The sequence below is a fragment of the Nostoc sp. ATCC 53789 genome, assembly GCF_009873495.1.
Classification (GTDB): domain Bacteria; phylum Cyanobacteriota; class Cyanobacteriia; order Cyanobacteriales; family Nostocaceae; genus Nostoc; species Nostoc muscorum_A.
The window spans coordinates 3,312,387-3,324,636 of record NZ_CP046703.1 but is presented as its reverse complement, the minus strand read 5'-3'; the positions used below and the strand labels follow the sequence as shown (position 1 = coordinate 3,324,636).

The 12,250-nt window shown below is 42.5% G+C and carries 10 protein-coding genes; all 10 read right to left on the bottom strand.

The annotated features are described in order from the left end of the window. Positions 1 to 127: 127 nt before the first annotated feature. Complete coding sequence (locus GJB62_RS13705; protein WP_245246029.1) at positions 128 to 622, bottom strand: IS630 family transposase; 495 nt, start codon at positions 620 to 622, stop codon at positions 128 to 130. Between the two features lie 65 nt (positions 623 to 687). Then, complete coding sequence (locus GJB62_RS13700; RefSeq protein ID WP_114081708.1) at positions 688 to 1,188, bottom strand: helix-turn-helix domain-containing protein; 501 nt, start codon at positions 1,186 to 1,188, stop codon at positions 688 to 690. A 142-nt stretch (positions 1,189 to 1,330) separates the two neighbouring features. Then, positions 1,331 to 2,143: an SDR family oxidoreductase gene (locus GJB62_RS13695; protein ID WP_114081395.1), complete on the bottom strand. Its 813-nt coding sequence runs from the start codon at positions 2,141 to 2,143 to the stop codon at positions 1,331 to 1,333. Between the two features lie 301 nt (positions 2,144 to 2,444). Further along, positions 2,445 to 4,832, bottom strand: coding sequence for a family 1 glycosylhydrolase (locus tag GJB62_RS13690; RefSeq protein WP_245246160.1), 2,388 nt, complete (start codon positions 4,830 to 4,832; stop codon positions 2,445 to 2,447). Between the two features lie 54 nt (positions 4,833 to 4,886). Further along, on the bottom strand, positions 4,887 to 6,428 hold the full coding sequence (locus tag GJB62_RS13685) for a patatin-like phospholipase family protein (RefSeq protein ID WP_114081396.1): 1,542 nt from the start codon (positions 6,426 to 6,428) through the stop codon (positions 4,887 to 4,889). Beyond that, on the bottom strand, positions 6,409 to 6,828 hold the full coding sequence (locus tag GJB62_RS13680; RefSeq protein ID WP_147262474.1) for a patatin: 420 nt from the start codon (positions 6,826 to 6,828) through the stop codon (positions 6,409 to 6,411). The genes GJB62_RS13685 and GJB62_RS13680 overlap by 20 nt, the downstream gene beginning before the upstream one ends. 41 nt (positions 6,829 to 6,869) lie before the next feature. Beyond that, entirely contained in the window at positions 6,870 to 7,028 is a 159-nt protein-coding gene (locus GJB62_RS13675; protein WP_159402514.1) for a hypothetical protein, read from the bottom strand. Then, positions 7,009 to 7,926, bottom strand: a complete 918-nt coding sequence (locus tag GJB62_RS13670; RefSeq protein WP_114081398.1) for an acetoacetate decarboxylase family protein — start codon at positions 7,924 to 7,926, stop codon at positions 7,009 to 7,011. The genes GJB62_RS13675 and GJB62_RS13670 overlap by 20 nt, the downstream gene beginning before the upstream one ends. A gap of 72 nt (positions 7,927 to 7,998) precedes the next feature. After that, positions 7,999 to 9,048, bottom strand: coding sequence for an esterase (locus GJB62_RS13665; protein ID WP_114081399.1), 1,050 nt, complete (start codon positions 9,046 to 9,048; stop codon positions 7,999 to 8,001). 235 nt (positions 9,049 to 9,283) lie between these two features. Beyond that, complete coding sequence (locus tag GJB62_RS13660; RefSeq protein ID WP_114081400.1) at positions 9,284 to 11,617, bottom strand: GMC family oxidoreductase; 2,334 nt, start codon at positions 11,615 to 11,617, stop codon at positions 9,284 to 9,286. Between the last annotated feature and the right edge of the window lie 633 nt (positions 11,618 to 12,250).

Here is a 12,250-nt window from a genome sequence, read left to right as displayed (position 1 = left end):
TGATTCTGCTATCTAAAAAAAAGAAATATTTTGTTCATCTCGTTGCTGTAGCCTTTTCCTGTTCTCGCTAGCTCAAAATCGTCAAGACTACACAACTCGACTCACGCGCAATTCATCTTATACCAATTTAATATGAAGCTGCATAGAAAAGAGCTTCGAGAATAAAGTTATAAGAAGAGATAGATATTACCTGCTCAAGTGTAAGTTGATTAAATATTTCTTGGATGCGATCGCGTAAATTCTGTAAAGAAGAGAAAAGCTGATTTTTGAGTGGTTTCTTGAGGAGCTGCCAAAGCCTTTCAATGGGATTGAGTTCAGGGGCTGAAGGTGGTTGAAACAGAGGAATAATATTTTCTGGCCAACGAATTGCTGAACTTGTATGAGCAGGTGCTTGGTCAACCTGTAAAATAGCGTAATCCCCACCTAATTGTTGAGATAGCCAGTCCAAAAACTGTTGAAAACACTCGCCATTCAGTTTTGGATATTCATAAAGAAAATGATCTCCAGTCAATGGTTCAATTGCACCATAAATCCAAAAATTTTCCCGTGGCCATTTCACCTCAACAGTAGGCTTAACTCCAGAGGCAGTAATCACTTTTCCTGTAAGAGTTTTCAGTCCCACCCTCGTTTCATCCTGGCACAGGTAGCGAACACACTTGCCGGGTGCTAGATGTTTTTCTAGACAATTCAGAATGATACCGAGTTTTTTTTAAACTCAGATACTAACTTTTCATCCTGCTTATGGCTTTGAGGACGTGGTACTTTTAGTTTTGCCCCTAATCGATATCGAACCAATGCATAAACCGTTGCATACTCGATATCAAGCCCCTGCTCTTGCTTTAACCACTCTACTATTGCACCATAGCTACTAAAGCCTTTTCCTGTTTTTAACTCCTCTTCAAGTGCCGTGATCGCTCCTTCAGGAATTTTCCGTTTTGCTCCCGGAGCTTTTTTTATTTTCAATAATTCATCTAGCCCACCCGATCTATATTTTTGTAACCATCTTGTCACCGTTGATGTATCTTTAGCCAAGCGTTTTCCAATATCTTGCTGCTCCTTGGCCTGCCCGCTTTTTATCCACCACAGCATAATAAGTTTTTCTTTCTGGTTCCCTAAATTAGCTGTTTGTAGGCGTTTTTTAAGTTCTTCTTCGCTCTCTGCGATTTCAATCTCAAAAGGGCGGCTCATGGTTCTTTTAATTTATCGAGTTTGTTTTCTCTATTATATGCAGCTTCATATTAAATTGGTATTAGCACTGACCTGAGTACAGCTACAGTGTGAGCCTTCTTAAATCTCAGGTAAGCACATAATTTTTTTCAACTAGGCATATTTATACTTTATAAATACGTTTGATGATGGAGAAAAACCAAGAATCGGGCAACAATTTACGTAGCATGAGCAAAATGGGCGCAGGTTGACCAACGGGATAGCGCATTTTATAACTACGATCAATGGCTGCTTTAAATATTGCCTGAGCAACTAATTCTGGCGGCTCTCCTTTTCTTCCCGCTTCTTGGGATACCCTTTGTGCAGTATCTACTAATGGTTGATACATGGGCAAATCATCACGCACGATCGCTCGATTATTTTCGTAAAATTCAGTTTTAATTACACCTGGTTCAACAATTTTAATTTTGATATTGAATGGTTCTAATTCATAGTGCAAAGCTTCACTAAAACCTTCTACCGCCCATTTTGAACTGTGATAAATGCTATACAAGGGGAAAGTAATTCTTCCTCCCATACTGGCAATTTGAATAATAGTGCCACCGCCTTGTTGACGCAGATGGGGAATAATCGCTTGTGTGATTCGCATCAACCCAAAGACGTTGGTATTGAATTGTTTGGTGATTATTTCATCAGTCATGGCTTCAAATACACCATCTACACCATAACCAGCGTTATTTACTAAAACATCAATTTGACCAAAATCTTGGATGGCAGAAGCGATCGCAGTTTGAATACTGTTATTATCTGTAACATCTAAAAAATATACTTTGATGTTAGGAAATTCACGGAAATTCTGGTCTTGGCTGGGGTTTCGCATCGTGGCTGCAACGTTCCAGCCTTGTTGCGCGAAGTATATGGTGGTGAATTTCCCAATTCCACTGGATGTTCCGGTGATGAAAACTGTTTTGGACATGGGTATTAAGGTAGGGTGTTGACTTTGATGAGATTTACCCATTGGTGAATCAAATTAAATGAGTAATGAGTAATGAGTAATGAGTAATATGCCGTTCAGTTAAGGACAAGACTTAGCGAAAATTAAGAAAAAACGAACCGCAAAGGGCGCAAAGGACACAAAGGAATAAGATTTTCAGAGAGTTTTTGCGTAAGTGCTGAAAGGTTTTTGGCGCTAACTGAACCGTATTGCTCCAAAATTCACCAATACATATTTCTCGGAAGCCCTTATAAAATATGTATTGTTGAATTTTGAATTGGTATTAGACGCTGTTTTGTTTGATGATATCGCGGTATAAGTTAGCGGCTGGGGTTGGTTGGCGTTTGAGTTCTGGGTCTGTATCTAGGTCAATGTGATATAGTCCAAAATCGCTATCTGGGCCAAATTTCAGACCCCATTCGCGGTTGGAGGTGATGCACCAGGAGACATAACCGATGACGTTTATCCCGTCTTGACGGGCGCGTTGCACTTGTTGGAGATGCTGGCGAATGTAGTCTTCACGCTTGACGACTTTATCGGCTACTTCTACACAGCCATTCTCAATAATCATAATCTCTTTATCGGGGAATAACTGGGCGTGGAATTTGAGCATATCGTAGAGAACACCAGACCAAACTGGCGCATTACCAAAACGTCCAAAAGCAGCATCCATTAATTGTTGAATGCGGTTGAGGCGGAGATTGCTAATCCCCCAGTAATAGTCAAAACCAACAAAATCTTGTTGACCTACACATTCTTGAGGACAGAGGAATGTGGGTAATTTCCCAGCCATACCTAAGTGCCACCAGTTACTTGTCAATGATGTGGAAAGTACGCTGAAAATCTTGAAAATTGGGTCAAAGATGCGGGTAAGCGATCGCAGTACGGGTAAGCGTTGTTGGGTGGAAACGACGACAAATTTCACTTTACTGGGATCGCCAAAGATTTGCTTGGCGATTAAACGCGCTAAATCAATCTCTAAGCCGCTAAATTCTCCGGTTTTGGGGTCGCGGTAGCTAAACCCAGGTACGTTTTCTTTGACTGCGACAACTAAATAACCACGGTCTTGAATGCGTCGCAGTGGTGTACCGGGTTGAGGCTTTCCGATAGTTGGACTAGAAGATCCGCCTGTGGTGATGTCAGCTAGGGTTGAACGTCTACCGATTTTCGGTACAGGTGGGACGGGTTGATTGGGGAAGTAATGACTATAGCTAGCTTCCCAAGCACCAGATTCTTTAAACTGTCGCACTACTGTATCTACAATATTCAAGAGAGCGCGATCGCCTTTAACTACAGCTGCGCCATAGTTCTCTACTGTCAGCCCTTCATTATTTTTACCCACCAGTCGATATTGCCCTGGCTGTTGTCTCATCAGACCCAAGAGAATTGTGTCATCTGCAAGAATGGCACTCACTTGCTCATAATCCAAGGCTTGCAAGGCATCAGTGTAATCTTCTACTACTTTGACTTCAACTCTGGGCAACAGGTATTCTATGGTAGATTCTGCCGTCGAACTTTTGACAACTGCTACTGTTTTCTGAGCCAGATTTTCTGGTTGTTGAATGGGACTGCTGGCTTTGACTAAGAGAAATTGCCCCGCCTGATAATAAGTTTCCGAAAACGCTACTTGCTGTTGTCGCTCGGCGGTAATAGTCAAATTAGCAATGACAACATCAACTTTTCCTTTTTCCAACAAACTGCGCTCAGTAAAACGTTTACCCTGAGAAATCATATCTTCGGGACGACGCAGATTAGTGACATTGCGATCCACCAATTTCTGCAACCATAGAGGCAGACCCAATAACATGGGGTTTGCTCCCACTTGAGCATCTGGGTTGTACTCTTTGAGGATATTTCTGGCGCGTGTATGGGAGACAAACAAATTCCGCATGAGTTTCTGTACGGCGGTCATTTGATCGGCAATAGTTGCACCGCGCTCCAAACCTGGGGGCATAAAATAGGCTCTTTCCCACCAAGGTTTGATGTAACCGTAAATTAATTGACTAGGTTCGTTAAAGCTAATCCAATAACGTGCCAAATGACCCAAACGCTTGGCGACTTCTGTGGCGTAGTTAGCGAAAATAGCTGGAAATTCTGGCCCAGTCAATCCCCCCCGTGCTTCTACATGGATGGGATGGGTGAAGTGATGCAGAGTTACAATTGGTTCTAAACCATGCGATCTGATAGTTTCAATCACTTGGCGATAATGTTCAAAAGCTTCTTCACTGAACTTACCGGGTTCAGGTTCTACCCGTGACCAAGCGATCGAAAACCGGAAAGACTTGCAACCAAGGGACTGAGCTAAGGCGATATCTTCAGCGTAGCGATGCCAAAAGTCAGTGGCTCGACCCCTGACTGTAATACCGCGACGACGTTCCCATACATCTCGAATATCTTCAAACTGGGAATCGTAAGCTTCACACTGATGGTCAGCAGTTGCAACACCGAATAAGAATGATGAGGGTAAAGGCGTAAGGCGATCGCTCATGTTAATTTCTCCTGAAAAGTTTTGAAAGAAGGTGGGAGGCGGGAGAATACTGGGGAGTGTGGGGAGAGGGGGGAGTGTGGGGAGTGTGGGGAGTGTGGGGGTAAGACTTCTTCCCCGTCCTCCCACACCTCCCACACCTCCCACACCCTGCCCTGACCAGGTTTCAGCTTTTCTTAGTGCCATTCCCCTACACCCTTAAACCTTTATACTCCACTCAGCAGAGGTTCAATTTGGAATTTACGGTTGGTAAGTTTCCCAAATATTGCCCCAGAAAAAACTACCAAACTCTGCCAATAATGTAGCTTTCTCTGTCAGTGACTTGGCGTTAGTGATTCGCCACCCGGAAACGCACTTGGTTACGTCACCCACATCTAAGGTTAAAATTCCTGCACCGATAATCGGACTGTTATTATCTGTACCTTGATGTAGATAAGTATAGATAGTTGTCATGTCTTGCCACAAATCAAATCCCGGATCGTTATGCAGTTCTTTCTTGCCTACTAAGTAGTAATCTTGATTACCATGTTCAAAAGCAAGTTCATAAGTAATGTATTTATATCCGGGATTATGGTCATGAGCAAACAGGTTAAACACGCCACTTTTGAGGGGGATGTGTTCGCCAAAATTTGCAAAACTAATGTTACCAGCAATACTAGCAGTAAAAGTGGTATCACTTAAAAACCGTTTTAAGTCACAAATGTTAATTGTCAGTTGCAATGAGAGTGAAGAATTGTGCGTTTTGCCTTTTGCTGCACCCTGGATCGGGTCAGTCTCATTTAAAACAAACGCACCCGCCATCCTTTCGCGGAAAGTCATTCCTGGCAAGTTGTTGTACATTCGGGTCACGTCTGGCTGGAAGGGCAATCCTGCGGGTGACATGGTTTGCAAATATTGTTTAGCATCGGCGTAACCCATATCAACTAAAGTTGCACCATCAATGTTTCCCAAGTAGTAATCAGGATCAAGAGGTAAAGGATAAGCGGGTTTGATGAGGTGGAGTTTGATCGGTTGGGTATGTCCGTAGACTGTCTCTCCTTGCAAAATTCTCTGGTTGATTTCATTGATGCGATCGCACTCTTCAAAAAATGCCCCGTTCGCACTCAGTTCCATCATGTGGACATATTGATTAAAAATTCCCGTTTGATATTCGCTACTATTGCCAATGCACCACAATACCCAAAGTTCATCTGCACCCCGGCGCACCGCTTCCATGAGATTAACATCTTTAATCCACACGGAATCCATGTAGAGATAATCACCTTTCTGTACAGGTGGCATAAAGATGGGGAGAGAAATCCCCGCAACCAATAAATCTAAATCTAGGCGATCGTGGGGAATGACTTCATTTGTTTTGTGGGTAAAGTTGCAAACATTAAATGTACCTTGCATTCCCTCCGAGGCATTGATTTTGCTGATATCAATTCCCAAGTGGGGAAAAACGCGATCAATAATGCCGTCTGCATCTCCCATAGACAACAAATCCCAGGCTTTGAGGTATTTTTCTAGAGGGATAAAGGAGACAAAATCTTTAACATTCAAAGTCCGCCAGCGATCGCACATCTCAATCGGCGATAGTCCAGATAGCAGCATTGCTAAATTCATCGTACCGCCGGAAGTACCATCCGCATGATTAAAACACAGTCCTGATTCGAGTAAGGCGCGGATAGCTCCAGCTTGGTAAGCTACACGCATTCCACCACCAGCTAAAATCAAGGAACGTTTATTCCCTGAGTATGTTGATTCAGGAGTGCCGTAAGGTTTATGCGGTTGGTTGCTCATAAGGGTATCCTGGTGTAAAAGTACGCAAGCGAAACAAGTACCAGAAAATCAATACTCCTGATAACAAGTCAAAACCAGCAATTAGCAGCGCGAATGGGGAAAAAATTAGTCTGATAACAGCTAAACAAACAGCTATTGAAGCACCAAATTTTTGTAATCCTGCCCAAATTAAGACAATAGGTTGGGGTTGTAGGCTGATTAATGCTTGTAACAGTGCGCCGCTAAACAGCACCATAAACATACCCACAATGGCAAAAAAATGCTGGCTAGTCGGGGTTACTTCTGCTGAGACAATGTAGAGTACCAAACTAGGCAAAACCATTTGCAACAATCCACTCACAATGGTGAAAATGGCAATGCCAATTAATGATAAGTGGAGTATTTTACCGTTATTCATCATATTTTTGATTAATTTTTAATTGGTACTACATACGAATGGCACTAAGTTAATCGCAAAGCCCTGATATAACTTGCTTTTTGAGTGTGGGGAGTGGGGGAAGTGTGGGGAGTGTGGGGGGTAAGACTTCTTCCCCATCCTCCCACGCCTCCCACACCTCCCACACCATGCCCTGACGAGGTTTCAGCTTTTCTTAGTGCCATTCGGTACTACATACATCTCGGCTTGATCATCCTTGGGCAATGCCTTTGGCGCTGGTAGCCATTCTTGGCCCAAACCTAAATTAACTACACTTTCTAAACCTTCTGGTTGTTGTGTAGGGGGTGTGTCATAGCCAAGAAACCAACTCTCCAAATGGTCATCTAGCATCCCTGTGATTTCCGGGAAAAAGCCTGTAAATATAGGTTCGGGGCTAATTTCTAGGTGTTTTAGTGATTGGATACGCGGATGATCGCCTATGGTAAGTTTGGCTGAACCCGGTTTGAACAGCGAAAATCCCAATTTTCCTTGAAAGTAAATCACGGATTTCATCAACATTCCGCGAAATGCACAGTAGTTTGCTGCACCCATTTTCAGGGGAAACCAAGCTTTGGCTGGTTTGGCAACCTCAATTTTCATCACTAGTTGCCCATCTAAATCATATTGACTGCTGACGGTGCGATCGCCAATCACAAAGTCCAAGTTAGCTTGATGTTTGGGCATTCCCCAAATTCCTTTACCCCCTTTGACAGAAATTTCGGTACTGACAGGTAAATCAAGTACATACTGCCCAGTGCCGTACTGTTGCATCAATAAACCAGGTAGTAATGGCGGGGCTGGTTTTGCGCCATGAGTGCAGGCGATCGCAATACTAAATTCGATGTATTTACCAATGTCAGTAATCTGATAATTAATCACCGTGATCACTAACAACCCCTGATTATTCCATAGCCGCAGAGGATGTACTTCTTTGGCTAGGATTAATTCTTTAGCGCGATCGGCGTTAATCGTAAATACCGCCATCAATGCTGGTGTATGTTCAGAATTAACGGGTAATTGAAAAGGTATGCCATCAACTAAGGCATAAAGTCCTGTTTGTTGTTTTAAACGTTGAGGTATCATATTTTTTCACACATAATTAAATTTATTGGTGGAGAGAGGTAACACAGGTCTAGAGAATTGAATCTGCACTTTTCACAAAGTCTTTTCTAACTCTGCAAGCATTAAAGGGAACACATCTTGGGCTGCATTCCTACCCATAAATATGTCTAAATGACTATAGTTATCCAGAACGTGTAAAGCATGGTAATTAGGACGCAGAGAGTCAAAATATTTAAAAGTTTCTATCTGACTTTGTGGGAGAAAGCAACGATTAAGTTGCCCAGCGAAAAATGCAATCCGGGCATCGGTTTTTGGTGGTTGGGCAATAAAATCTTTTGGGAAATTGGGGAAGTTATCAACAGAAATTAGATGTCCACGATTGATGCACTGAGACATTTGTGCGAAAAAACTGAGCGGCACATAGGCGAATTCCTGCTTCAGCCATTCGTGGGTGGCTTCGTTGAGGTTGGCGTGTTCCCACAATGCCGGGAAGCCAGTCCCATAAGTAAAGCTAACTTGTTTACAGACGGAATTATTACATTCGTGATGCGTAAGACCCACGACTAGAGAGATGATTTTTGCAGCTAGACTTGGTGAATCTATTTGCCATTGTGGGTTTAAATGATCGGTGAGAAAATTGACGGCTGGTACTGCAAAATTGATTTTGAAAGATGACCATGAGGGTACAATTGGATGCAGTGAAACGGCATTGCTGATAATAGTTTTGACTTGTGGGACTAAGCCAGCCACCACAGACATCATGAAACTAGTAGATCCCTGACAATGGATGATAGCTTTGATTTCTTCATAACCCGTTTCTTCGACAATTGTTTTCACCGCTTGTGGATGGTCATTCACTGCGGCTCGGTCAAGTGTCCAATGATTAGGATTTAGGTCAATACTGGCACGCCAGTTTTCTAACCATACGTCATAACCATAAGCAACTAAGTAATCAACTATATTAGTATCCACAGGAGCGCGAAAGATATTTGCTCTGACTCCTGCACCATGCACTAGTAAGACAGGCGATTTAGTAGGAGGTTTTTCACCTCTAACGTTAATTAAGTTGCATTCAAAGCCATCTTTGCTAGTAAAAGGTACTATTCTTTCTCGTAAAGATTGAGTATATGTTGTGGTGTTCATTTTGATAGATTTGTTAATAGATTAGGGCATTGGGCATTATCTCGTTCCCTCTGCCTCATAGCTCCCAATACGGTTCGGATAAGCATTTTTCACTTTCCTTGTGGTCTGGGTAAAGGTGGTCTGGGTAAAGGGTAAGGGGTAAAGGGGAAAGGATGTATTCAAAACATGAGTCCCTTTTCCCTTTCCCCTTTCCCCTTTAACCGAACCGTATTGTCATAGCTCCTGTCTCCTAAAGTTAAATGTAGACTTCCGCTAAAGTGCCGGCAAAGAAACGACTGAATCTATCTATTGCTTGTAGGCGTTCCCCAATAGTATCTGCGTTGGTAACTTTCATAGTGGTCATTTGTTTGATAAAGTCCATCGGCTGAATTTTGAGAATGCCTTGACCAACGATGGGATCATTTTCACTGTCGCCCTCATAAACGGTGATGAATAGTGTGGTGGTGTCAGACCAAACATCGAATCCTGGGTCATCATGAATTTGCTTGAAGCCTTTCAAGTAATAACGTTGTCCTGATTGCGTCATCATGTGTAAGCGATAACGCATTTGTCTGGTGTTTTGTTGGCCTTGTTGAACAACAAACAAATTAAAATCGCTATTGGTGACGGTTAGGGCTTCTGGTGATAGAACGGGGGCTTTAACTACACCAACTATTTTCCCTAGGTGTTCGGGGTCGTTGAGTAGTTTGTCTAAGTCATCGGCAATTACTGTAACGGTGAACTCTAGAGGCGAGTTGTCTTGTTTGCCTTGCCAGAATGCAGGCTGATAGTTGTCGTCTTTGACTGCGGTAGAAAAGTAGCCGCGCATAGTCTCGGTGAATTGAATGCCGACTGTGGTAGAACGGGTAGTGTCACCGTTGACTATGGACGGGGTAGTCAAATCATAATTAATCGTCCAACCCCGGTCTTTAGCAATGAGGGTACAGCAGCGTTCTGCTAGAGCAGAGATTGTCAGTAGTGGATTTACACCTAATGTCCGAGGAACTATTGAACCATCGGCTACATATAAGTTTTCGTAGACGTTTGTTCCTTGGTTGCTAGCAAATACTTGTCCCTTATGGTTGACAACACCGTGTTCAGCATCTTCCGCTAAGATACAGCCTCCTAGTGGATGGACTGTAACTAAGTCATGACCAAAGGCATCAGACCAAATGGGGTTAGGAATTTGTGTACCGCCTAGGGGTTCGGTGGCTTCTGTGAGACGATTATTGACTCGTTGAAAAATGGGTTGGCTTCCTACATCTTGCCATTTAATGCGGAGACGGTCATTTTCTAAGTACATTTGTCCGGCTGCATCATCATGGGTCATGACTAAGTAGGTTTGGGTATTGCGGACTGCACCAGTGTAAGCACCATGAGTCAAACTCTCAACTTCGCGGATTTTTTCTTCGATGCGATCGCCTAAACCAGAGTCGGTGTCTTTACCTAAAATTTTGGCAGCCGCCGCAAGGGTTTGGGGTAATATAGCAGCCAGACCTCCAGGAATTGAGCCTTCTTCAATCACTAGCCCGTTATCTAATTGCGGCTGTTCTCGCATATCTATGATCCCGGTAATACATGGCCCTACTGGTTCTTGGGTATTCTCCGGGCGATCGCCAAAACCAATACCGTTAATTACTTGCTCGGTGTTATAGCCAAAAGCTAGGACATCACCATTCCCTGTAAAATTATGTCCCAATTTCTCAGATACAGCTAAACCAGCAGCTTGAGAACGCAGCAAAATTTCTGTAGATCCCAATGTCCCAGCCGCCAGAATTACAATATCAGCACTGACGAACATTGTGGGAGCATTAAAGTTTTCTTGTCCCGTGTTTAATAATTGGTAATGGACTAGCCAGCGATTCCCTTGACGTTCAACTCGTCGCACGGAAACTTGTGTATAGATTTCTGCACCGTGGTTTTTTGCATCTGGCAGGTAATTCATCAACACGGTGTTTTTGGCTTTATTATTACAGCCAGAAACACAATCACCGCAGAGATTACATTTGTTTTGTTCTACACCGACATGATTCACCCCATCTTGAAATGTCACGTTGATGGGGGGACGATAGAACTTTTCATTCAAATATTTAGACGATTTTTCTAAAGCTTGTAATTTTGGCAGAGGAGGAAAATTTTCGGGGTAAGGAGTAGGTTTGAGCATTTCCTCTGCACGACGATAACCTGCGGCTAATAAAGTCCCAACATCATCACGCAATTCCTTTGGCCAGCGTGAATCTGCAAATACACGCGGTTCAGCTTGTAATGACACATTGGCGTTAACTAAAGATGTTCCACCTAGTCCACAACCAATAAATACATTAATGTCTTTATTCACATGGAAGTCATACAAAGCTGTGTGCGAACCTAGATGATGTTGTGGCAAATCTATCTGCATTTGTGCCAATGCTTTGCTTTGAGTCTTGGGATATTCACCAGGTTGGAATTCTTTCCCTCGCTCTAAAATACACACTTGCTGTCCGGCTCGTGCTAAACGCGATGCGGCAATACTACCACCATAACCAGAACCAATAACTACAACTGTATAGTAATTTTTTAAGTTTTCAATCGGGCTGGATAAACGAGTCATTATATTCATCCTTAAAAATTATGGACATGAAAATATATACTCATCTAGATTACAAATGGAGGCAAAAGCTAATCTAATGAGAATTTCTGATGATGCAGTCGGATTTTTAACTACTAGTATTGCAATTCAAAAGCAATCAAAGCTTTTCCAGAAAATTCAATAAAAATGGTATCGATAATAATTTGTTGTCGTGTACAAATTGCACTCAAACCTAATCCCTAAACCCTTCACTAAAAGGTAAGGGTAGTAAGAATTAACCCCTCTATCTCTGTGGAGGAGAGGTTTAGGGAGGGATTATACGAATAAGTTATGTGTGGCTTTAATCAAAACTAAAGCCTGATTAATTTGGATTAGACAACCAATTTAGTTATACGATTCAGTTATCGGAGCTAACTCGGTGTTATATGCAGGTTAACAAGAAAGTTAACATTCTTTTACTTAAATTAACCAAGCTAATGATTAAATTAACTCTGAAATTTATACATACTTATAGTATGTACAATTTCAGTCACAGCGTAGCATTGCAGACAATTTTTGGCAATGTTCAATTCGATTTTGTTCACGGGTTACTTTAATAGGACTTATGCAAAACTACACACGGTAGGGGCAATTCATAAATTGCCCCTATCTGAG